Source organism: Streptomyces sp. NPDC048196 (genome assembly GCF_040652715.1).
GTDB classification, from domain to species: domain Bacteria; phylum Actinomycetota; class Actinomycetes; order Streptomycetales; family Streptomycetaceae; genus Streptomyces; species Streptomyces siderophoricus.
In genome coordinates this window covers 332672-355974 of record NZ_JBEZMM010000001.1, presented here as the reverse complement: position 1 = coordinate 355974, position 23303 = coordinate 332672, and the positions used below count along the sequence as shown (strand labels likewise).

10 protein-coding genes are annotated in these 23303 nt (G+C 74.5%); 8 read left to right on the top strand and 2 right to left on the bottom strand.

Translation table 11 applies throughout. The features are described from left to right. Positions 1–59: 59 nt before the first annotated feature. Together AB0E02_RS01695 and AB0E02_RS01690 are read right to left on the bottom strand one after the other, a co-directional pair. Entirely contained in the window at positions 60–7145 is a 7086-nt protein-coding gene (locus AB0E02_RS01695) for an amino acid adenylation domain-containing protein (protein ID WP_362134803.1), read from the bottom strand. A gap of 30 nt (positions 7146–7175) precedes the next feature. Next, positions 7176–10331 (bottom strand): amino acid adenylation domain-containing protein, encoded by a 3156-nt coding sequence (locus AB0E02_RS01690; RefSeq protein WP_362134801.1) that lies wholly within the window; start codon positions 10329–10331, stop codon positions 7176–7178. 324 nt (positions 10332–10655) lie between these two features. Between AB0E02_RS01690 and AB0E02_RS01685 the strand changes: the two genes are divergently transcribed. The 8 genes from AB0E02_RS01685 (at position 10656) to AB0E02_RS01650 (ending at position 23257) form a co-directional block, all read left to right on the top strand. Beyond that, positions 10656–10919, top strand: coding sequence for a phosphopantetheine-binding protein (locus AB0E02_RS01685; RefSeq protein WP_030409976.1), 264 nt, complete (start codon positions 10656–10658; stop codon positions 10917–10919). A 1-nt stretch (position 10920) separates the two neighbouring features. Further along, complete coding sequence (locus tag AB0E02_RS01680) at positions 10921–14016, top strand: amino acid adenylation domain-containing protein (RefSeq protein WP_362134799.1); 3096 nt, start codon at positions 10921–10923, stop codon at positions 14014–14016. Between the two features lie 70 nt (positions 14017–14086). Further along, positions 14087–17086 (top strand): beta-ketoacyl synthase N-terminal-like domain-containing protein, encoded by a 3000-nt coding sequence (locus AB0E02_RS01675; RefSeq protein WP_362134797.1) that lies wholly within the window; start codon positions 14087–14089, stop codon positions 17084–17086. After that, positions 17083–18213, top strand: a complete 1131-nt coding sequence (locus AB0E02_RS01670) for a MupA/Atu3671 family FMN-dependent luciferase-like monooxygenase (protein ID WP_362134795.1) — start codon at positions 17083–17085, stop codon at positions 18211–18213. Before AB0E02_RS01675 ends, AB0E02_RS01670 begins: the two co-directional genes overlap by 4 nt. Then, the gene (locus AB0E02_RS01665) at positions 18210–19985 is read left to right on the top strand and encodes a condensation domain-containing protein (RefSeq protein ID WP_362134793.1); all 1776 of its coding nucleotides are present in this window, start codon (positions 18210–18212) and stop codon (positions 19983–19985) included. Before AB0E02_RS01670 ends, AB0E02_RS01665 begins: the two co-directional genes overlap by 4 nt. Beyond that, positions 19982–21286 (top strand): MFS transporter, encoded by a 1305-nt coding sequence (locus AB0E02_RS01660; protein WP_362134791.1) that lies wholly within the window; start codon positions 19982–19984, stop codon positions 21284–21286. Before AB0E02_RS01665 ends, AB0E02_RS01660 begins: the two co-directional genes overlap by 4 nt. Then, positions 21279–22574: a condensation domain-containing protein gene (locus AB0E02_RS01655; protein WP_362134789.1), complete on the top strand. Its 1296-nt coding sequence runs from the start codon at positions 21279–21281 to the stop codon at positions 22572–22574. Before AB0E02_RS01660 ends, AB0E02_RS01655 begins: the two co-directional genes overlap by 8 nt. Beyond that, positions 22571–23257, top strand: coding sequence for an alpha/beta fold hydrolase (locus AB0E02_RS01650; RefSeq protein WP_362134787.1), 687 nt, complete (start codon positions 22571–22573; stop codon positions 23255–23257). The genes AB0E02_RS01655 and AB0E02_RS01650 overlap by 4 nt, the downstream gene beginning before the upstream one ends. Positions 23258–23303: the final 46 nt, after the last annotated feature.

The window sequence follows — 23303 nt, the reverse complement described above, 5'->3', positions numbered from 1 at the left end:
TTCCCCGTCCGGGTTGCTGGTCACATGGGCTCCTGTGGGGTGGTCGGCGGCACGGCCCGTCACTCGGGGCGGGGCAGCGTCCGGAGGCGTGCGGCGAGGACGGTGCCGATCCCGGCCAGCGGCTCGGGGGCGAGCATGTCGCCGTGCCGGCAGGCGACCTGGTGGTTCTCGATCCGGCCGCTGATGTACGGCGCCCAGTTGGCCGGCCGTTCGGGGTCCGGGCCCTTGCCCTCGGTCGCCTCGAAGAACAGCAGGTCCGCGTCGAGCGGCCGGGAGTGGTGCCGGCGCTGGGCGTTGACGTTGTGGGTGAAGACGGTGGCGATCGCGGAGAGTTGGCGGGGTGCGAGGGTGGCCAGTGCGCTGCCGTGTTCCTTGAGGAGGCGCAGCGCCGACCCGGGGTCGAGGGTCACCCCGTCGGGCTGCGGGAGGCCGAGCGAGTGCAGGACCTCGGCCAGCGCCTGCGGTTCGTCGTAGTCCACCGGGCGGGCGTCGGGGAGCCTGGGATACGCGTCGAGCAGGCCCAGCAGCGCGACCGGTTCGCCGTCCGCCCGCAGCAGCCGGGCCATCTCGTGGGCGACGATCCCGCCCATGGACCAGCCGAGGAGGTGGTAGGGGCCGTGCGGCTGGACGGTGCGCAGCCGGGCCACGTAGTCGCGGGCCATCTCCGACAGGTCTTCGGCGGGTGGCCGGGTGCCGTCGAGGCCGCGGGACTGCAGGGCGTACACCGGGCGGTCCGCGTCCAGGTGCCGCAGCAGCCCGGAGTAGACCCAGCCGATGCCGACGCCGGGGTGGACGCAGAACAGCGGCTCGCGGGTGCCCTGCGGGCGCAGCGGTACGAGCACGTCCAGCGAGTCGTTCGGGTCGCCGGGCCGGTCCGGGTCGGCGAGCAGTGCGGCGATGCCGGCGACGGTGGGCGTGCGGAAGAGCGTGGCGATGTCGAGGTCGGCGCCGAGGGCGGCGCGCACCCGGCCGGCCAGGCGGAAGGCGAGCAGGGAGTGCCCGCCGCGTTCGAAGAAGCTGTCGTCGATGCCCAGGCCGCCGGCGTCGGGGCCGCGCTGGTCGAGGCCGAGGACCTCGGCGAACAGGGCGAGCAGCTGGGCTTCCAGGGGCGTGCGCGGGGCCCGGCCGGTGCGGCCAGGGGTGGTGGCTTCGGGTTCCGGTGCGGGCAGGGCCCGACGGTCGAGCTTGCCGTTCGGGGTGAGCGGGAGGGCGTCCAGTACGACCACGACCGGCACCATGTGGCGGGGCAGCCGGCGCTCGACGTAGCGGCGCAGGGCGAGGGCGTCGGCGGTGGCGCCGGGGGTGCGGACGGCGTAGCCGACCAGCCGCTGGTCGCCGGGGCGGTCCTCCCGCACGATGACGGCGGCCCGGTGGACCTGCGGGTGGTCGCGGAGCGCGGCCTCCACCTCGCCCAGTTCGATCCGGAAGCCGCGGAGTTTGACCTGGTCGTCGAGGCGGCCGAGGAACTCCAGGTCGCCGTCGGGGCGTCGGCGCACCAGGTCTCCGGTGCGGTACATCCGCGCGCCGGGTGCGCCGTAGGGGTCGGCGACGAAGCGTTCGGCGGTCAGTGCCGGCCGGCCGAGGTAGCCGGTGGCCAGGCCGGGGCCGCCGAGGTAGAGCTCGCCGGGGACGCCGGGCGGCACGTGGCGCAGGGCGTGGTCGCGGACGTAGGCGCGGGTGTTCCAGGAGGGACGGCCGATCGGCGGGGCGGTGTCGAAGGGGCCGGTGCCGAGCCAGGCGGTGGCGTACACCGGTGCTTCGCTGGGGCCGTAGATGTTGGCGATCCGGGCGCCGGGGAAGGCGGCCGCGATCTCGTTGGCCACCGGGGCGCTGAGTGCTTCGCCCGCGAGGACGACGGTGCCGGCGGTCAGCCGCGGGTCGAGCCGCGGCAGCAGGCCGGCGAAGACCGACGGGACGCCGCTGATCAGGGCGGGTGCGGTGATCGGCCCGGCGGCCAGGGCAGCTGGTTCGCCCAGTGCCAGCAGATCGCGGTGGAGGCGTACGGTGCCGCCGGCGGCGAGCGGTCCGAAGAGCTCGAAGATCGAGACGTCGAAGCTGATCGAGGTGGTGGCCTGCACCTGGGCCAGTCCGTCCGGGCCGAGGAATCCTGCGATCCAGGCCATCAGGTCGGCCATGTTGGCGTGCGAGACGATCACGCCCTTGGGGCGGCCGGTGGAGCCGGAGGTGTAGATGAGGTAGGCCGGGTCGGCGGGGTCCAGCGGCCGGGTGCGTTCGTCGTCGGTGAGGTCGGCGCCGGACCGGTCGGCGAGCCGTCGCAGGGTGGCCGGGTCGTCGAGGACCAGCCGCGGGGTGTCGTCGGCGGGCAGGGTGCCGGCCGTGTCGCGGATGGTCACCAGCAGGGCGGGCGCGGCGTCGCCGAGCAGCAGGGCGATCCGCTCCGCGGGGTAGTTCGGGTCGATGGGCAGGTAGGCGGCGCCGGCCTTGAGGACGGCGACCATGGCCACCAGCAGTTCGGCGGAGCGGGGCGCGGCGAGGGCCACGATCCGGCCGGTTTCCACACCGTGCGCGAGGAGTTCCCGGGCCAGGCGGTTGGCCCGGGCGTTGAGCTCGGCGTAGTCGAGGACGGTGCGGCCGCTGATGACGGCGGGGGCGTGCGGCTGTGCCGCGGCCCGTTCCTCCAGCTGGAGCGGGAAGGGGCGGTCGGCGCTGCGGGGGCGGGACTCGCCGTGCCAGCGGTCGAGTTGGCGCAGCTCCTCGGCGGAGAGCAGGACGGTCCGGTCGTGGCGCTGGTGCGGTGCGGTGGCCAGGGCGGACAGTGCCCGGCGGTAGTAGCCGCCGATCAGCCGCACCTGCTCCTCGGTGAACTGGGCGGCGTCGTACCGCAGATGGAGGTTGATCTCGGACGAGGTGAGGTCCTGGGCGAACTCGGCGCCGAACGGGATGCTGGTGTTGGTGATCCGCCGCTCGTCGAGCACGGTCAGTTCGTCGGAGCGTTCCAGTACGGATCGGTAGACGCGGAAGCGGGTGAAGTTGAAGAAGGTCTCGAACAGCTCCCGCCCGCCGAGGATCCGGCGGATCTCGGGCATCGGATAGCGGCGGTGGCGCTGGAGGGCGATGTCGGTACGGCCCACCGCGGCGACCAGGTCGTCCCAGCTCCCGCCGGTCAGCCGGGCGCGGAACGGCAGGGTGTTGAGGAACATGCCGAGGACCCGGTCGCCGTCCCGGTCCTCGGTACGGCCGTTGTACACGGCGCCGGTGACGACATCGGCGGTGCCGGTGAGCATGCCGACGACGTGCGCATGGGCGGCGAGCAGCACGGTGCGTACGGGGACGCCGACCCGGCGGGCGCAGCGGTCCACGCCCTCGGAGACCTCGGGCGGCAGTGACACGGGGGTGATGCGCATGTCGGGCCGATCGGCGGGCGTGATCAGGCGGGGCAGGGTGCCGAGGTCGCTGCCGGTGAGTTCGCCGGTCCAGAAGTCGCGGTGTTCCTCGGCGGCGACGGCCGCCCGTTCCTCGGCGATGAAGGCGCCGAAGTGGGCGCGGGGCGGTTCCCGGAAGGCGGTGCCGGAGCCGTCGAGCAGGGCGAGGTAGCGCTCGAACAGCTCGGTGATCAGGGAGCGTTCGCTCCATCCGTCGAGGATCACATGGTGTTCGGTGAGCCACAGCTCGAAGGTGTCGTCGGTGAGCCGTTGGAGGTGGAAGCGGATCAGGGGGGCGCGGTCCCAGGCGAACTCCCGGCGCTTCTCGTCCTCGAATCGGCGGTCCATGGCGGTCTGCCGGTCGGCGGCGGAGAGCTGCCGCAGGTCTTCGAAGGTGATCGGGGCGTCGACCCGGCGGTGCACCAACTGAAGCGGTTCGGCGTAGGTTTCGAGGTCGAAGGAGGTCCGCAGGACCGGGTGGTCGGCGATCAGCGAGGTGAGGGCCGATCGCCAGGCGGCCTCGGACCAGCCGGCCCTGAGGTGGTAGCCGGCCACGTTGTGGTAGATCCGTTCGGCCGCGTTGAGGCCGCTGTGGTAGAGCATCCCGGCCTGGAGGCGGGAGAGCGGATAGGCGTCCTCGACGTCGGCCGGCAGCAGGGCCCGGTCCGCTTCGGTGAGCAGGGACAGCGGCCGGTAGTGCGGTCGGGCGGCGCCCGGGGTGACGGCCTTGGTGTGCGGGGCCAGTTCCTGGATGGTCTGGTGGCGCAGCAGGTCCTGGAGCTCGAATTCCAGGCCGAGTTCGCGGGCCCGGCCGAGGATGGCGAGGGTACGGATCGAATCGCCGCCGAGCAGGAAGTAGTTCTCGTCGGTGCCCACCCGGTCCTGGCCGAGCACCTCGCTCCAGACCTGGACGAGGATCTCCTCGGCGCGGTTGGCGGAGGCGGTGGCCGGGCCGTCGGCGGGGCGTTCCGGGGCGGGCAGGCGTCGCCGGTCGACCTTGCCGTTGACGGTGAGGGGGAAGCGGTCCAGCACGACGAAGGCGGCGGGGATCATGTGGGCGGGCAGCAGGCCGGCCAGGTGGGCCCGGAGTTCGGCGGCGCCCAGATCGGTACGGGCGGAGACCGCGTAGCCCATGAGGCGCCGCTCGCCCGTCCGGTCGGGTTCGGCGGTCACCAGGGCCTCGGTGACGTCCGGGTGTCCGGCCAGCGCGGCCTCGATCTCGCCGGGCTCGATCCGGAATCCGCGGATCTTCACCTGGTCGTCGATCCGGCCGCGGTACTCCAACTCGCCACCGGGCAGCCGGCGGGCCAGGTCGCCGGTGCGGTAGGCGCGTCCGCCGGGGAGGGTGACGAAGCGGGCCGCGTCGAGTTCGGGCCGTCCCAGGTAGCCGCGGGCGAGTCCGGCGCCGCGTACGTACAGTTCGCCGGTGACGCCCTGCGGGACCGGCCGGCCCCGGCGGTCGAGCAGGTCCAGGCTCAGGTCCGGGATCGGCACGCCGATCACGCTGCCGTCGCCGTCGGTGTCCTCCTTGCGGATCGGCCGGTAGGTGACGTGGACGGTGGTTTCGGTGATGCCGTACATGTTCACCAGCTGCGGCCCGTCGGGGTGCCGCTCGAACCAGGGGCGGAGCGAGCGCGGATCCAGCGCCTCGCCGCCGAAGATCACATAGCGCAGGGCGAGCCGCGCACCGGCGCCGGGCGGCGCGTCCGCGGCCCGCGCGTCCTCGCGCTGGAGCAGGGCGAAGGCCGAGGGGGTCTGGTTGAGGACGGTGACGCCCTCGGTGCGCAGCAGTGCCAGGAAGTCCTCGGGGGCCCGGCTGACCTCGTGCGGAACGATGACGAGGCGGCCGCCGTGGGCCAGTGCGCCCCACAGCTCCCAGACGGAGAAGTCGAAGGCGTACGAGTGGAACAGCGTCCAGACGTCGTCCGCGCCGAAACCGAACCAGGGCTCGGTGGCGGTGAAGAGCCGGGCGACGTTGCGGTGCGGGACGAGGGTGCCCTTGGGTTCTCCGGTGGAGCCCGAGGTGTGGATGACGTAGGCGAGGTCGTCGGGGGCGACGCGAGAGGCGAGCGGGCCGTCCGGGTGGGCGGCGATCGCCTCGGCGTCGTCGTCGAGGGAGACCAGGGCGCCGGTGAAGCCGCCCAGCCAGCCGCCGGGCCGGCCCTGGACGACGACGTGGGCCAGCGCGGTGTCCCGCAGGATGTAGGCGAGCCGGGCGTCGGGGTACGCCGGGTCCAGCGGTACGTAGGCGCCGCCGGCCTTCTGGATGCCGAGGAGGGCGACGACGAGGTCCGGCGAGCGTTCGGCGGCGAGCCCGACCAGGGTTTCCGGGCCGACGCCGTGGACCTGGAGGTGCCGGGCGAGCTGGTTGGCGCGGCGGTCGAGTTCGCCGTAGGTGAGGTGCTCGCTGCCGTGGCTGACGGCTATGGCGTCGGGGCGCTGCGCGGCGTGGTGGGCGAAGCGCTCCAGGACGGTGGTGGCCTCGGGCGGGGCGGCGGTGTCGAGGGGCGTGGCGCGGCCGGCCGGGCCCTCGGCGAGGGAGGGCGCCAGCTCGTGCACCGGGCGGTCCGGGTGGTGGACGATCTCGGTCAGCAACTGCCCGAAGTGGGCGGCGAATTGCTCGGTCAGCCAGTCGGGCCAGGCGCCCTCGAAGCGGGCGGTGCCGTCGGTGGTCACCACCAGGCGCAGGGCGTGGCCGTGCGCCTCGGGGGCCGGGTGGCGGGTGACGGTGATGCCGCCGGGGAGGTCCCAGTGGGTGGGGTGCGGGGCGCGCAGGGCGAAGCCGACGGGGAGCGGGGGCTGTTCCTGTGCGCTCCAGTCGGTCAGCGGATCCGGTTCGGCCAGCCGCCGCAACTGCCCGGCCAGCGCGCGGAATCCGGGATTCGTGGACAGGTCGGCGTGCACGGTCGCCCGGGCGGTGAACGGGCCGAGGGTGCGGGCGAGGTCGGTGCCGCGCGGGTCGGGGCCGTCGGCGGAGATCAGGACGTCGTCGGCGTCGGTGTAGCGGTTCACCAGCACGGCGAGCGCCGCCAGCAGTCCGTCGGCGAGCGGGGCGCCGGCGGCGGTGCAGAGGGATGCCAGCGCGGAGAGGGTGCCGTCGGGCAGCGGGACGAGGTGGGTCCGACCGAGCGTGCGGCCGGTGGTCAACGGCAGCTCTCCGGTGGCCAGTTCCCCGACCGGCGTGGGCGACGGCTCGACGGCCGGGGCCGGAAGTACCGGACAGTCGGCGAACTGCCTTACAGAGACAAGGGGTTGGCGGGCACCGGGGGCCAGCCGGGCACGGTAGGCGGTGAGGAGGTCGTCCACCAGGAGGGTGGCGGAGCTGTCGTCGGCGACGATGCGGTGGAGGGTGAGGCGCAGCCGGAGTCCGGTGTCGCCGGTGCGCCGGGCCCGGGCCCGTAGCAGCGGGCCCGCCTCCAGGTCGAACGGATGCTCCGGCGCCGGGGCTTCGGCGTCCTCACCCACGGTCTCCCACAGCGGCGGCAGGTGGTCGACGACCGACTGCACCAGGGTCGTGCCCTCGAAGACGAAGCGGGTCCGCAGTGCCTCGTGGTGGCGGACCACGTCCTCCAGTGCGGAGCGCAGTGCCGCGGTGTCGGGTACGCCGTCGAAGCCGAGGTCGATCACCAGGTGGTGGCGGGCGTGGTCCTCGGTCAGGGCGTGGGCGAGGTAGAGCCGTTGCTGCTGGGGCGTCGCCGCGACCGTACGGGCCGGCCGTGCTTCTTCCGGTGCAGCCGCCCGGTCCGCCTGATGAGTGCTCACTGAATCATCGGTCCTTCTGTCACCGGTGTGCTATCGGGATCGTTCGGTGCGCCGGCGCCAGCCGTTCAGGGCCTGCGTCCGGGCGGCGGCGCGCACCGCGGGCCGGGACCGTTCCGGTGTTCCCCCGTCGTCGCCGGCCGCGTCGACATGGCGGGCGATGGCGCGGACGGTGGTGTAGCGGAAGAGGTCGGCCGTGGTCAGCTTCGGGTACGGGCCCTGCAGGAGGGCGAGCACCCGCACGATCTGTCCGGAGGTGCCCCCGAGGTCGAAGAAGTGGGTGTCCAGGCCGCGGACGGGGGCGCCGAGTACCTGCTCCCAGGCGCGCCGGACCACCTCGGTGGCCTGCCCGGAAAAGGGGCCCGCCGACGGCTCGGCGTCGTCCGGTGCGGGGGCGGCCGTGGGCGCCGCGGCCGCCAGGTCGGCCACCGCGGCGCGGTCCAGTTTGCCGTTGGGCAGCTGGGGCAGCGCCTCGACCAGCAGCCAGGCGGCCGGGACCATCGCGGGCACGAGCGAGACGGCGGCGTGCCGGCGGAGCGCGTCGGCGAGTTCGGCGGGTGCCGGACGCGGGTGCGCGGCGCCGGACGGGCCCGCCGGGTCGGTGGGGATCAGGCAGGCGGTGACCGCGGTGCCGTCGCCGCTGACGGTGGCCACGGCCTCCTGGACGGCGGGGTGGGCGCGCAACACGGTCTCGATCTCGGCGAGTTCGATCCGCTGGCCGAGGACCTTGACCTGGGTGTCGGCCCGGCCGAGGAAGCGCAGTCCGTGCTCGGGGTCGAGGACGGCCAGGTCCCCGGCGTCGTAGCCGCTGCGCCCGTCGTACGTGGCGAAACGCTCGGCGGTCAGGTCCGGCCGCTGCCAGTAGCCCGCTCCCACGCCGGCGCCGAGGATCAGCAGCCGGCCCGGGACTCCGGGCGGCAGCGGGCGGCCGTGGGCGTCGACCACCCGGCACTCCTCCCCCGCGAGCGGACGGCCGATGTGCACGGGTACCTGTGGCTCGACCCGCCACACCGTCGACCAGACGGTGGTCTCGGTCGGGCCGTAGCAGTTGAACACCGGGCCCGGTACCAGCTCGGTCAGCCGGTCGGCCAGGTCGCGGGCCAGCGGTTCGCCGCCGACGAAGAGGACCGCGAGGCCGCCGAGCAGCCGCCGGCCGGCCGGGTCGTCGGCGAGGATCCTGGCCATGGTCGGGGTGCACTGGTAGAGCGCGCCGCGCGGCACGTCGGCGTCGGCCACCTGCTGATGGCTGGTCAGCAGCACGGTGCGGCCGGTGGCGAGCGGCCAGAACAGCTCCAGCACGCTGATGTCGAAGGAGACGCTCGCGCCGGCGACCGAGACCCGGGGCGGCGCGGGAAGGACCTGCGCGAAGGCCGCGAACAGCGCGGCCAGGTTGTCGTGGCGGACGATCACGCCCTTGGGCCGGCCGGTCGAGCCGGAGGTGTGGATGACGTAGGCGGGGTCCTGCGGCGCGGGGACCGGCCACTCCTCGGGCGCGTGGTCGGCCACCGCGTCAGGGCCGATCAGTACGGCGCCGGTCGCGGCCAGGGCCTGTGCGGCCGCGGCGTCGCCGACGACCACGGCCGGCCGGGCGTCCTCGACCACCATGCGGAGCCGGCCCGCCGGGTAGCCGGGGTCGAGCGGCAGGTAGGCGGCACCCGCCCGCCAGGCGGCGACCAGGGCGACGAGCAGGTCGGCCGTCCTCGGCAGGCACACGCCGACCCGGTCGCCGGGCCGCACACCGGCGTCGATCAGCGCGGCGGCGAGTTCCCTTATCCGACGGTCCAGTTCGGCGTAGGTCACGCGCTGGGAGCCCGCGATCAGGGCGAGGGCCTCGGGGGTGCGCCGGGCGTGCCCGGCGATCAGCTCGGGCAGCGCCGGGCCGGCCGCGACGGCCGGGGCGGCGGGTGGCGGTGGGTCGGGGGTGAACAGGCGCAGCGTGGTGAGCGGGGCGGCCGGTGCGGTGCCGAACGCGGTGAGCGCGCCGGCCAGGTGCTCGGCGAAAAGGCGCGCCGACGCGGCGGTCAGTGCGGCGCGGTCGTAATCGACCGTCAGGGACAGGGCACCCGCTGGGTCCTGATGGAGTGTGACGGCCAGTTGGTACTCGCTGCGCGCGTCCTCGGCCGGTACGAGCTGCCAGCGCAGGCCGCCGGTGGTCAGCGGGGCGGCTGCGGTGGCCTGGGTGCAGATGATCTGCGTCAGTGGTGGCCGGCCGGGACGGCGGGTGGCCCCGGACACGGTGAGGATGTCCTCGATCGGCAGATCGCAGTGGTCGAGGGCGTCGAACAGTGCGTCGGCGGTGCGGTCGAGCACGGAGGCGGTGTCGGCGCCGTGCAGCGGCAGGCGTACCGGCAGGGTGTTCTGGAGGCAGCCGATGACCTCGGCGTCCGCCGCGGTGCGGGTGGTGGCGACGGTGGCGAGCACGACGTCCTCGGTGTCGCCGTACCAGCCGACGACCACGGCCACGGCGGCCAGTACCTGCGCGAAGGGCGTGGCCCCGCTCTCCCGGGCCCGTTCGCGCAGCGCGGCGGCGAGTCGGGCGTCCAGCGGCAGGGACACCACGCCGTGCCCGGTCCCGGTTCCCGTGGTGACCGGGAGGTGGGGCAGGGCGGTGTCCGTAGGCGCGCCGGCGAGGTGGTCGGCCCAGAAGGCGTGGAGGGCCGCGAGGCGGTCGGGCTGCGGCGGGGGCCGGTGGAGGTCGGCGGCGGTGAGCGTCCCGGGGGCCTCGGCGTACGCGCGGGCAAGCTGCCGTAGCAGGACGGCCGCGGAGTCCTCGTCGAACACCGCGTGATGGACGCCGACGAGGCAGTGCGTGTGCCCGGGCGTGCCGACGATCCGGATCCGGCACAACGGTCCGGCGCCGTGCGGGAACGGGGCGCGGGCCTCGGCGAGCCAGCCGTCGAGGGCGCTCTCTTCGTCCGCCCGTCCGGTCCGGATGTCGACCTCGGAGACGGGGTGGGTGCGCTGGACGAGCCCCTCCGCGGTCGGGTGCAGGGAGGTCCGCAGCGCCGGCTGCGCCTGGCAGACCGCTCTCGCGGCCGCGGTCATCCGCTCCTGGTCGACCGGGCCGTCGACCCGGATGTGCTGGAGGAGAGTGGTGGCTCTGCCGCTCTGCTGGTCGAGCAGGAAGAACCGGGTCTGCGCCGAGTCGGCGGGCCTGACCGCATTCCCGGCATCGTCATCGCTGGTCAACGAACAGCCCCCCGACTGAAATCCGCACCGGAATTAGTCGGGCCAGGTTATGGAGGCGGTTTGGTCGTGTCAAGAAGAATTCTGGGGGCCACCGCACACACCGCCCGGGAATTCAACAAGAATGCCGGAGAAGGCATTGTGACCTACCTCACATTGATCAACTTCCCGATGGAACTGTAGCGTCAACCAAACCGTTGAGGCGGGTAATTGGGCCCTGCGGCCGTGAAAACTGGACGGAGTCGACCACCCCCCAGTGACACGCCCCGTGACACAACGTGGCGCAGAAGCGGGGAATTCGGACTCAAAGAATTCGGGGGCTGTTCCATGGAATTCAATGCTGACCCCTCCCTGCCCTCCTCCGAGAATTCGGCTGACGTGGCGGAGAATCTCTGGAGAGAAATCCTCGGAGCTGACGCTGATCCCGCTAAAGGATTCCTGGAGAACGGCGGGGACTCTTTCCGCGCGGTCCTGCTGACCAGCCGGCTCTACGAGCTGACCGGCCGCGAGGTCGAGTACCTCGACGTCCTGGAGGCCGACGGCGCCGGTGCCGTTGCCCGCCTGCTCGCGGCCGACGGCGCGGGGAGCTGACATGCGCTGCGCACTCGCCCCGAATCAGGTCGACCTCTACACCGCCGACCAGGCCGCCGACGACCCCTCGACCTATCTCGTCAACTGCGTGTACCGGATCACCGGGCCGGCCGACGGGCCGCTGCTCGCCGAGCGCTTCGCGCGCCTGGCGGAGACTTACCCGGTGCTCGCCTCCCGCGTGGTGGAGGACGACGGGACGTGGTTCCTGGAGACCGCGCCCAACCCGCCGCAGCTGCAGTCCGTGCGCGTCGCGGACGAGCCGGACAGCACCGCGGCCCGTCTGCGGGTGCGCGAGGAGCTGACCCGGCCGCTGGACCTCACCAAGGGCCCGCTGTGCCGCGCCGTCCTGCTCCAGTACGCGCCGGACACCGCCGACCTCGTCCTCGTCGCCCACCACCTCGTGGTCGACGGCCGGTCCATGGAACTGCTCGCCCGCGGCCTCCTGACGGACCGGACCGCCGAGCCCGCCACCCCCTACGCCGACTGGGCGGCCGCGGCCCACGGCCGGCTGCCCCGGCGGGCCGGCCGCGCGGCCGAGATCCGGGCCGAGCTGGCCGCGGCCGATGTCGTCCCCTCCCTGGAGTGGGCGGGCGCCGCCGGCGAGGCACCCGGCTCCTCCGACGGGCACCCCACCGGCGGCGGCGTCGCCGAAGCGCTCCTCCCCGCCGGCCTGCACCAAAGCCTCCGCGACCTCGGCACCGAACTGGGGATCACCCCCTACTCGGCCGTCCTCGCCGCGGCCGCCCTCGTCCTCGGCCGCAACTCCGGAGCCGCGCGCCCGGTCATCGGCACCACCGTCTCGCGGCGTTCACCGGCGCACGCCGACACCGTCGGGTACTTCAACAACACCGCTCCCGTCCCGGTCCGCCTCGACGGGCAGACCAGCGTGGCGGACTACCTGCGGGAGGTGCACCAGCGCGGTGTGCAGGCCTACCGCGACGCCGACCTGCCGCTGTCCTCCGTACTGCCGGGGACCGGCCTCACCGCGCCCCAGCTGGTCATGGCGGCCATCGACACCCTGCCCGAACTGCGCGAAGGCGACCGGCACGCCGTCCCGCACGAGGACCAGGGCCTGGGCACCGCCCACTTCCCGCTGACCCTCGGCCTGTACCAGGCGCACGGGCGCACGGACGGTATCCGGATGCTGCTGCGGCACCAGCGGGCCCTGGTCACCGACGCGGCCGCCGCACTCTTCTTCCGCCAACTGACGGCCGTGCTCACCCACTTCACCGAGCGGCCCGGTGGGCGCCTGGACGAGGTGGACACCCTCCCGGCCGACGAGCTCACCGCCCTGCTCGCGACCGGACGGGGCGCGCGGCTCACCGAACCACCGGTGGCACTGACCGAACTGTTCGCGCGCCAGGTGCGCGCGGCCGCCGGACGCACCGCCGTGGTCTGCCGGGAAGAAGAGGCCAGTTACGGCGAACTCGACGACGCCTCGCGGCGGTTGGCGACCGTACTGGTGGAGTCGGGGGTCCGCCCCGGCGACCGGGTCGGGGTCTGCCTGGACCGGGGCATCGGGCAGGTCGCCGCCGTGCTCGCGGTGCTCCGGGCGGGCGCCGCCTACGTCCCCCTCGACCCCGACTACCCGCCGCAGCGGCTCGCCTTCGTCATCGAGGACACCGGCCTGCGGACCGTCATCACCGAGGGCGAACTGCTCGCGGACGTCCCCGGCCTGCACCGGGTCGCGCCGGACGCCACGCCCGAGGACCCGGCCCTGGCCCTGCCGGCCGTGGACCCCGAGGCCACCGCGTACGTCATCCACACCTCCGGCTCGACCGGCCGCCCGAAGGGGGTGCGGGTCAGCCACCGCAATGTGGCGGCCCTGCTCGCCGCGACCCGCGAGGAGTACGCACCGGGCCCCGACGACGTCTGGTCGTACTTCCACTCGCTGGCCTTCGACTTCTCCGTCTGGGAGATCTGGGGGTGTCTGCTCACCGGCGGCCGGCTGGTCGTCGTCCCCTACGACGTCTCCCGCGACGCGGAGGCGTTCCACGGACTGCTGCTCCGCGAGGGGGTCACGGTCCTCAACCAAACCCCTTCGGCGTTCGCCCAGTTGGTGAACACCGAGGCGTTCCGCGACGGCGGCCTCGCGGTGCGACTGGTCATCTTCGGCGGCGAGGCGCTCGACCGGGGCGTGCTGGTGCCGTGGTTCGCCCGCTATCCCGAGGACGTCTGCCGGCCCGTCAACATGTACGGGATCACCGAGACCACGGTCTTCTGCACCTGGCACCCCGTCGACCGGTCCGAGGCGCTGCGCGGCAGCCGCTCGATCGGGCGGCCGATACCCGGCTGGGACCTCTACGTCCTCGACGACCGGGGGCGCCCGGCGGCTCCCGGTGTGCCCGGTGAGATCTGGGTCGGCGGCGCCGGGGTCACCCAGGGCTACCTCGACCGTCCGGAACTGAACGCCGAACGCTTCACCGACGACCATCTGACGGGAACGCCCGGCGCCCGCCTCTACCGCAGCGGCGACCTCGGCCGGTTCCTGCCCGACGGGCAGATCGAGTACCTCGGCCGGCGCGACGACCAGGTCAAGATCCGCGGGCACCGCATCGAGCTCGGCGAGATCCGGCACGCCCTCCTGGAGGACGACCGGGTCCGGGCGGCCGCCTCCGTGGTCCGGGCCCCCGACGGGCCGGCGACCGCGCGGATCGACGCTTATGTGGTCACCGACACCGACACCGACGCGCCCGGGGCACTGGCCGACATCCGGCACCGGCTCGCCGAGCGGCTGCCCGGCCATCTGCTGCCCGCCACCCTGACCGCGGTGCCCGAACTGCCGCTCACCGCCAACGGGAAGCTCGACACCGCACGGCTCCCCGACCCGCGGCCCGCGGAGCGTGCCCCGGCGCCCGAGCCGGACCGGCCCTCGGGCCCCGAGGCCGCGATGGCCGCCCTCTGGCAGCGGGTCCTGGAGGTGCCCGTCGCCCCCGACGACAACTTCTTCGACCTCGGCGGCACCTCCGTACAAGCGGTGCTGCTGGCCACCGCCCTGCGCGAGGAGAACTACCCCGCGATCCGCCTGCGGGACATCTTCCGCAACTCCACCCCCCGCCGGCTGGCGGCCGCGCTCGCCCCGCGGACGGACGCATGAGGCCGCCGCTGCCGGCCCCGCCGGCCGGACCGCAACCGAGCAGCTCGTACGCAATGGAAGGAGAACCGGCATGACGGAGCTGGACAATGCCGTGGCCGTGGTGGGGCTGTCCCTGCGGGCCCCCGGCGCATCGGACCCGGAGACCTTCCTCTCCCAACTCTCCCGGGGTGAGGTCGCGTTGCCGGCGGCCCGGGGGGAACGGACCGGGAACGGCCGACTGCTCAGCGGGCAGATCGACCGGTTCGCCGAGTTCGACGCCGAGCTGTTCGGCATGGCACCCGCCCACGCGGCGCTGACCGACCCGCAGCACCGGGTGATCGCCGAACTGGTCTGGGAGGCCATGGAGGACGCCTGCCTCGACACCACGCGCGCCGGCAACCGGGTCGGCGTCTTCATCGGGGGCGGCCCCGACATCTACCTGCACCGCAACGTCCTGCCGGACGAGCGGACCGTGCGGGCCCACGGCACCGAGCAGATCATGCTCGGCAACTCCCGGGACTTCCTCGCCACCGCGCTCTCCTACCGGCTCGGCTTCACCGGCCCGAGCATGACCGTGCAGACCGCCTGCTCCACCTCCCTGGTCGCCGTCCATCAGGCGGTGCGCAGCCTGCTCACCTACGAATGCGATGTGGCGATCGCGGGCGGGATCACCGTCTTCCCGGTCGAACGTCCCGAGCACGACGGGCCCGAGGGCGGCATCTACGCGCCCGACGGCCGCTGCCGCAGCTTCACCGTGGGCAGCCGGGGCACGGTCCCGTCGAGCGGCGCGGGCATCGTGGTGCTGCGCCGCTCGGCCGACCTCGCCGACGGCCCCGGCCGGGCCCGTGCGCACATCATCGGCAGCGCGGTCAACAACGACGGCGCCGACCGGATGGGCATGACCGCGCCCAGCCCGCGGGGCCAGGCCGAGGTGCTCCGCGAGGCCCTGGAGGTCTCCGGGCTCTCCCCCGCGGACATCGGCTACATCGAGGCGCACGGCACCGGCACCGTCCTCGGCGACCAGGTCGAACTGGCGGCGCTGGCCGAGGTCTACGGCACCGGCACCGCCACCCCCCGCTGCGCCATCGGCACGGTGAAACCGAACATCGGACACACCGACAGCGCGGCCGGGGTCCTCGGTCTGATCAAGACGGTGCTGGCGCTCCAGCACGACCTGCTGCTGCCGGTCGCCTCCCAGCCGGGCGACGGCCCGGACGCGGACCTCGGCGCGGACCGGTTCTTCCTGCCCCGGGCGGCCGCGACCTGGAGCACCGAGGTCCCGCGCCGGGCCGCGGTCAGCTCCTTCGGCTTCGGCGGCACCAACGCACATGTGATCGTCGCCCCGGCCGACCCGGTACCGGAACCCGCTCCCGCCCAGGACGTCCGGCCGCCGGTCGCCGTGCTCTCCGCCGCGACCCCGCAGGCCCTGCGCGACAAGGCCGCGGACCTGGCCGGCTGGCTCGACGGCCCCGGTGCGCGGGCCGCCCTCCCCGGCGTGCTCGGCACGCTGTGGCACGGCCGGCGGCAACTCGCCCACCGGGCGGCCGTCGCGCTGCCCACCGACCCGGCCGCCGCCCGCGAACGGCTGCGGGAATGGCTGCTGGAGACCGCGAAGCGGGCCGACACGCCACCGGCCGTGGCGGACGCCCCGGTCGCCGTGCTGCTGCCCGGCCAGGGCATCCGCCTGACCGGTACCGCTGCGTCGGCCGCCGACGACCCCCGTTTCGGCGCGGACCTCGACCGGTTGTCCGCCGCCGTGCTGCGGGCCGGCGGCCCCGATCTGCGCGGCTTCGAGACCTGGGCGGGCGACGACCCGCGGCTGCTGGACACCGCGGTGGTGCAGCCGCTGCTCTTCGTGGTCGGTCTGGCGCACCTGTGGCGGCTGGAACGCCGGGGCGTGCGGCCGGCGACGCTGCTCGGCCACAGCGTCGGCGAGCTGACCGCGGCCGCGTACGCCGGGGTGTTCGGCGTCGAGGACGCGGCGGCGGCCGTCGTACGGCGCGGGGAGCTGATGGGCCGGGCCCCGGCCGGGGCGATGCTCGCCGTCCCGCTGGACGAGGAGGCCGCCCGCGACCTCGCCGACGGGCTGCCCGCCGACGTCTGCGGTGTCAACGGCCCCGAGACGACGGTGCTGGGCGGCGACCCGGACACGGTCGCCGAGCTGGAGCGGCGCTGCGCCGCGCGCGGGCTCACCGCGCGCCGGCTGGAGACCGCGCACGCCTTCCACTCCCGCGCGATGGAGGAGGCCGCCGCCCGGTTCGGGGAGTTCCTCGCCACGGTGCCGCTGTCGGCGCCCCGGCTGACCGTCATCTCCAACCGCACCGGCGCGGAGCTGAGCGCCGAGGAGGCCACCGATCCCGCCTACTGGGCCGGGCAGTTGCGCGGGACCGTGCGGCTGGCCGACGGTGTCCGGACGCTGCTGGCCGGCCGCCCCGCCGCGGTCGTCGGCATCCACGGCGGCCGGGCGCTGACCAACCCCGTGCGGCAGACCGCCCGCCTGCTGGGCCTCGCGCACCCGCCGGGCATCATCGAGTTGCTCGGGCACTCCGGTGCGGACGAGTCGCAGGCGCACGAGGACGCGCTGGCGCGGCTCTGGGCGGCCGGCTGTCCGGTCGACTTCGACGTGCCCCTCGTCACCTCGCCCGTTCCGCTGCCGCGTTACCCGTTCGCGGAGACCCGGCACTGGATCGAGGCGACGCCGGGGGCGCTGCCCCACGAACGGCCCGCCGCGGCCGCCGCGGCCCGCCGCGAGCCGGCACCGCCGCAGGAACCGTCGGCTCCGGCGGCGGAGGAGGACACCGCAGAGGCCGGCAGCGATCTCGCCACCACGATCACCGCCATCTGGCAGGAGGCGTTCGGCGGCGAACCGCTCGGCCCGTCGGACAACTTCTTCACCCTCGGCGGAACGTCGCTGCAGGCCGCGCAGCTGCTCACGGTGGTCAACGACACGCTGCTGCTCGGTGTCGCGCTCGGCGACCTCTACGAGCACTCCGACCTCGGCTCCTTCATCCGCCGCGCCGAGGAGCTCGCCGCCGGCCGGGACGACGCCGAACTCCTGCGGCTGCTCGACGAGATCGAAGGTGTGCAGTGAGCGACCTCTCCGAGCGGCTGGCGGCCCTGACGCCGGAACAGCGCCGCGTCCTCGGCCGGGAGATGCGGCAGCGGGCCGCCCGTACCGGCCCCCCGCCCGCGGACGGGGCGGCCGACGGCGCGCCTGCCCGGCAGAGCCTGTACTTCTTCGCCAGCGCGGACGCGGTCTCGGCGCGCGAGTACTACCGCTTCGTCCTCGACGCGGCGGAGCAGGCGGACGCGGCCGGGCTGCACGCCGTCTGGCTGCCGGAACGGCACTTCGTGGACTTCGGCGGGCACTCGCCGAACCCGTCGGTGCTGGCCGCCGCGGTCGCCGTGCGCACCGAGCGGCTGCGGATCCGGGCCGGCAGCGTGGCCGCGCCGCTGCACCATCCGGCCCGGATCGCCGAGGACTGGGCGGTGGTCGACAACCTGTCGGACGGCCGGGCGGGTATCTCGTTCGCCAGCGGCTGGCACCCCGACGACTTCGTGCTGGCCCGGACGGACTACGCCGGGCGGCGCGCGGACACGCTGCGGATCATCGAGCAGGTGCGGGCGCACTGGCGGGGCGAGACGCTCCGCCACCCCACCACGGCGGGCGGCACGGCCGAGGTCCGTACCGGCCCCCGCCCGGTGCAGCCGGAGCTCCCGGTCTGGCTGACCTCGGCCGGCAACGGCGAGACCTTCGAGGCCGCCGCGCGGGCCGGCTGCGGCGTGATGACCGCGCTGCTCGGCCAGACGCTGCCGGTGCTGCGGGAGAACATCGCCCGCTACCGCGCGACCTGGCGGCAGGCCGGGCATGCGGGAGAGGGTGACGTGGTGGTCATGGTGCACGCCTACGTCAGCGACCGGCCCGATCTGGAGGACCATCTGCGCCCCGCGATGCACAGCTATCTGCGCGCCTACCGCAGTCAGACCACCGCACCGGGCGAGGACGAGAAGGTGCTGCTGGAGAGCGCCTACCTCAACTTCCTGCAGGGTCCCTCACTGCTCGGCAGTCCGGGCAAGGCCGCGGAGGTGCTGGGTCTGCTGCGGACCGCGGGCGCCGACGAGGTCGGCTTCCTGGTGGACTTCGGGCTGCCCACCGAGGACATCCTGGCCGCGCTGCCCGCCCTGTTCGGCTGCCTCCCCGCGGAGCGTGCCCGATGAGCGGGGCGGAGTCGGCGCTCGCGGCCCGGCTCGCCGGACTGGCTCCCGAGAAGCGCGCCGCCCTCCTGGCCAAGCTGTCGCAGCAGCGCTCCGGCAAGCGCCCGCTCCGGCCGCGGCCCGGGCCGCGGGACACCTTCCCGGTCGGCATGGACCAGGAACGGCTGTGGATCCTCGACCAGCTCTACCCCGGCACCACCACCTACACCCTGGGGTTCGGGCTGCGCTTCCTCGGGGAGTTCGACCGGCAGGCCTTCACCGAGGCGGTGGCGGTCGTGGTGGGCCGGCACGAGCTGCTGCGCTCGGCCATCGAGACGGACGGCACCCGGCCGGTACTGCGGCTGCACCCGGACCGCGGCGCCGACCTGACCTTCACCGACCGGTCGGCCGGGCCGGACGGCGAACGGGAGCGGCGCCGGGCGGAGTTCATCCGGGAGCAGGTCCGGCGCCCGTTCGACCTCGCCCGCGACCCGGTGCTGCGGATCGGGGTGGCCGACCTCGGCGGCAGCGACCATCAGATCGTGCAGACCATGCCGCACTCCTTCACCGACCAGTGGTCCTACGTGCGGCTCAACAGCGAGCTGCTGGAGGCCTACCGGGCGGCCCGGGAGGGCCGCGAGCCCCAACTCCCCGATCTGCCCGTGCAGTTCGGTGATTATGCGCAGTGGCAGCGGGAGTACTTCGACAGCGAGCACGGCGAGCGCCACCGGGCGTTCTGGCGCAGCTACCTGGCGGACCTCCCGGACCGGCCGCTGCTGCCATACGACCACTCCCCCGAGACCGAGGACCGCGCCGGGCGGCAGTACAACTTCGTCCTGGACAAGAGGGTCGCCGCGGCCTTCATCGCCCGCGCCAAGCAGGCCCGCAGCACCGTCGCCAACGCGATGGCCGCCGTCTACGCGGCGCTGCTGTACGAGGAGAGCGGCGAGCGGGACGTCCTCCTCGGGGTGCCCAGCGTGACCCGCGGCGAGCCGGCCGTCCAGGACCTGGTGGGCTTCCTGCTCACCAACGTGCCGCTGCGGATCCGGCTGCCGGAGAATCCGACCCCGCACGATTTCATGGCCGCCACCCAGGCCGCCGGTGCCGCCGTCGCGGAGCACCACGAGACGCCGTTCGGCGAGATCGTGCGGGCGGTCGCCCCCGAGCGGTCCGTGCACAGCTATCCGCTGCTGCGCACCATGCTCGTCCATCTCGACCTCGCCGAGACGGTGTCCTACTCGGTGCCCGGCGCCACCGTCTACGCCAACGCGGTGCCCGAGGGGATCTCCTCGATGGACGCGACGGTCGCCTGGTGGCATCTGGGCGACCTGGTCTACGGGCGGTTCGAGTACCGGACCGCGCTCTTCGAGCCGGAGACCATCGACCGGCTCGCGCGGCGGCTGCTGCAGCTGGTCGAGGTCTTCGCCACCTCGCCCGACACTCCGCTCACCAGCCCGGCCGCACGCGCCGCCGAGCTGGTGGCCGCGGCGTGGTGCGAGGCGCTGGACGTGCCCACCGCGGACCCGCAGGACGCGTTCGCCGACCGCGGCGGCACCCCGCTGCTGGCCGTGCGGCTCGCCCGGCTGCTGACGGCGCGGGGCTTCACCGCCGGGCCCCGGGACGTCACCGGGCACACCACCCTCTCCGCCCTCACCGAGCTGCTGCGGCAACGGGGCAACCCGCTGGCACCGGCCGGCATCGCGGACTCCGAGGTCCCCGGGCGGGCGGGGGTCCCGGAGGAGTACCTGGAGCAGCTCTTCGCCAGCACCCGCCGTGCGGAACAGGAGATTCGATGACCTCGCCCCCCGGGCCCGGCACCGCGGTGCGGGAACGCCGGCCGCTGGTGATGCTGCTGCTGGCCCACTACCTGTCGTCGTTCGGCAATGCGGTGACGGTGGTGACCATCCCGCTGTACGTGCTCGGCGTCACCGGCAGTTCCGTCTCGACCGGCCTGGCGGGCTTCGCCAACACGCTGCCGCTGATCTTCGCGGGCGCGGTCGGCGGCGTCTGGATCGACCGCATCGGCGGCAAGCGGATGAGCGTGCTCTGCGATCTGCTCGCGGGCACCGTCATCGGGCTGATCCCGCTGCTCAACGACACGGTGGGGCTCGCCCTGCCGGTGCTGATGGGTCTGCTGTTCGTGCGCAGTCTGGGCTCGACCCCGACCGGTGCGGCCCGGCAGAGCCTGCTCAAGGGGCTCGCCGACCGCGGCGGGGTGCGGCTGGAGAGCGCCAACTCCTGGATGCAGGGCGCCCCGCGGCTCGGTCTGCTGGTCGGGGCGCCGCTCGGCGGTCTGCTCGCGGCCGTGTCCGGCCCGGTGATCGGCATGTACGTGGACTCCGCGACCTTCCTGCTCTCCGCGCTGCTGATCGGGGTCGCCGTGCCGGGCGGGCCGGTGGCTCCGGCCGCCGAGCGGCAGGGCTTCGTCCGGCAGCTCACCGAGGGCCTGCGGCTGGTCAAACAGCTGCCGGTGATCGGCGCGATGACGTCGTTCGTGTTCGTCACCAACTTCCTCGACGACGCCTTCACGCCGGTCATCCTGCCGGTCTACTCGGACCAGGTGCTGGGCGGTGGTCAGTACCTCGGCTGGCTGGTGGCCGCCTCCGGCTGCGGCGCGGTGGCCGGCACGTTCCTCTACGGCCCGGCCAGCAAGCGGCTGCTGACCAGCCGCCGTTGGACGCTGCTGGGCTGTTTCCTGGTCATCGGCGGGCTGCGGCTGGCCCTCGGCGGGCAGCCGAACGCGGTGCTGTCCATCGCGATCTCGTTCCTGCTGGGGCTGGCCGCCGGACCGCTCAACCCGGTGCTGTCGACGGTGATGCTCAACAAGGTGCCGCAGGCCCTGTTCGGCCGGGTCTTCGCGCTGACCTCGGCCGTCGCGATGTGTGCCGCGCCGGTCGGCATCCTGGTGGCCGGCTGGGCGATCCACGGCATCGGGCTGCGCTGGACCCTGCTGGCCTTCGGCGCGACCTATGTGGTGCTGGTGCTGGTCTCGCTGCGGAACCGTGCGCTGCGGGAGATGGACAACCTGACCCCGCCGGACGGGACCGGCGACGGTGACGGTGCGGCGGGCGCGGACAAGGAGCTGGCCCGTGACTGAGCGCACCGCGCTGCGGGTGCAGCCGGCCTCCGCGCTGGAGCGGCAGTTCTGGCTCGGTGAGCAGATCGCCCCGGCGAGCCCCGCCAACTGGGTGCTCGCCGAGGTCCGGGCCGACGGCCCGGTGGACCCGTCCGCGCTCGACGCGGCGCTGTCCGCCGTGGCCCGCCGCCACGAGTCACTGCGCACCGCCTTCGTCATCGAGCGGGGGCAGCTGGTGCGGACCGTCCTCGCGGAGCCGGTCGCCGAGCCCCCGCTGCGCCTCCCGGCGGGCACCGGGTTCGCGGACGCGGCGGCCGCGCTGCTCGGTGCGGACACCTTCGACATCGCCACGGGCCGGGTCCACCGGGCCGCGGTCGCCCCCGACGACGAGGGCGCCACGGTCTTCCTCGCCGTCCATCACATCGCCTTCGACGGCCTCTCCCAGGAGGTGTTCGCCACCGATCTGGCCCGCGCGTACGGCCTGGCCGCCGAGGGCCGGGCGCCCGAGCTGCCGGTGCGGGAACGGCCGGCGCCGGTGGAGCCCGCTGCGGCGCAGCGCACCGAACTCGCCGCGCACTGGCGGACCGTGCTCGCGGGCGCGGCCGACCTGCCGGTGCCGGACGACGGGCCGGCGCCGGGCCAGCGGGCCCTGGCCCGGGCCGGCCTCGCCGAGCAGCGGACCACCTGTCCGCCCGCGGTCTGGCAGGCGGTGTGCGCCGAGGCGCGGCGCAGCGCCTGCTCGCCGTTCGTGGTGCTGCTGGCCGCGTACGGCAGGGCGCTGGCCGGGCTCACCGGGGGTGCGGACTTCTGCGTGGGCACTCCGGTGGTCGCCCGCTCCGCCGGGCAGACGGACGAACTCGGCTGTCTGATCAACACGGTGCCGGTCCGGATGCCGGAGCTGTCCGCGCCCGGCGCGGTCGCACGGGTCTGGGCCTCGGTCCGGGAGACCATCCTGGGCTCCGCGCTGCCCTGCGACGAGATCGTGCGGGCCGCCCGCACCGTCGCGGGCCGCCGGATGCCGGTGTTCCAGGCGGTGTTCGCCTTCGAGAGCTGGCGCCGGGTCGAGCACCCGGCGGGTCCGGTGCGGATGCACACCGTTCCGGTCCCACCGGTGGGCGCGGTCGCCGAGGTCCAGCTCCAGGTCTGCGAGCTGCCCGACGGGACGCTGAAGTGCGTGGTCCAGGCGCCGACGACCGGTGCCTGGGCGCACCGCCTGGGCGACCTCACGGACGCTTTCCGTACCCAACTCGGCCTGCTGGCCCCCGCATCCGTCCCCCCGCACCCCCTCGTACCGGAAGGTCCCGCATGACGACCACGCTGATGTGCCTGCCCTACGCCGGAGCGGGAGCCGGGGTCTACCGTCCCTGGCGGCGCCGGGAGTCCGAGGTGCTGCGCGCGGTGCCGGTGCAGGTGCCGGGCCGCGAGGAGGAGTTCAACCGGCCGTTCTACCGGACGATGGCGGAGGCCGCGGCCGGCACCGCCGAGCGCTTCCGGGCGGCGGCCGGCACGGAGCCGTTCGTCGTCTTCGGGCACAGCTTCGGCGCGATCCTGGCGTACGAGGCCGTCCAGCACCTGGTCGCGACCGGGGGCCCGCTCCCGGACCACCTGGTCGTGAGCGGTTCCACCAGCCCGCGCCACCGCCAGGCCGAACGGCTCGACCCCGACGACGAGGTGGCGGCCGCCCAGGCCGCCGCCATCGCGGGCCGCGAGATCGAGATCTTCGCCGACCCCCTGGCCCGCTCGCTGCTGCTCCCGGCGATGCGCGCCGACGTGGACCTGCTGGCCGACTACACCCCCGCGACGCTCACCCCGCTGCCGTTGCCGCTCACCGCCCTCCGCGGTGACGCCGACCATCTGGCGCCCGCCGACGAGTGGCGGGACTGGGCGGCGTTCACCTCGGCCGCCTTCCGGACGGCGGAGTTCCCCGGCGGCCACATGTATCTGACGGACCACTGGGACGAGGTGTGGCGGACGCTGGAGGACCTGCTGTGAGCACCGCCGCGCTCCTACCGCCCCCGCCCTGCCCCTTGGCACTCCG

Bases quoted from the DNA above. Each gene is read 5' to 3' on its own strand.
- AB0E02_RS01685 (WP_030409976.1), top strand. From the start codon at position 10,656: ATGGAATTCAATGCTGACCCCTCCCTGCCCTCCTCCGAGAATTCGGCT.
- AB0E02_RS01680 (WP_362134799.1), top strand. From the start codon at position 10,921: ATGCGCTGCGCACTCGCCCCGAATCAGGTCGACCTCTACACCGCCGAC.
- AB0E02_RS01675 (WP_362134797.1), top strand. From the start codon at position 14,087: ATGACGGAGCTGGACAATGCCGTGGCCGTGGTGGGGCTGTCCCTGCGG.
- AB0E02_RS01665 (WP_362134793.1), top strand. From the start codon at position 18,210: ATGAGCGGGGCGGAGTCGGCGCTCGCGGCCCGGCTCGCCGGACTGGCT.
- AB0E02_RS01660 (WP_362134791.1), top strand. From the start codon at position 19,982: ATGACCTCGCCCCCCGGGCCCGGCACCGCGGTGCGGGAACGCCGGCCG.
- AB0E02_RS01650 (WP_362134787.1), top strand. From the start codon at position 22,571: ATGACGACCACGCTGATGTGCCTGCCCTACGCCGGAGCGGGAGCCGGG.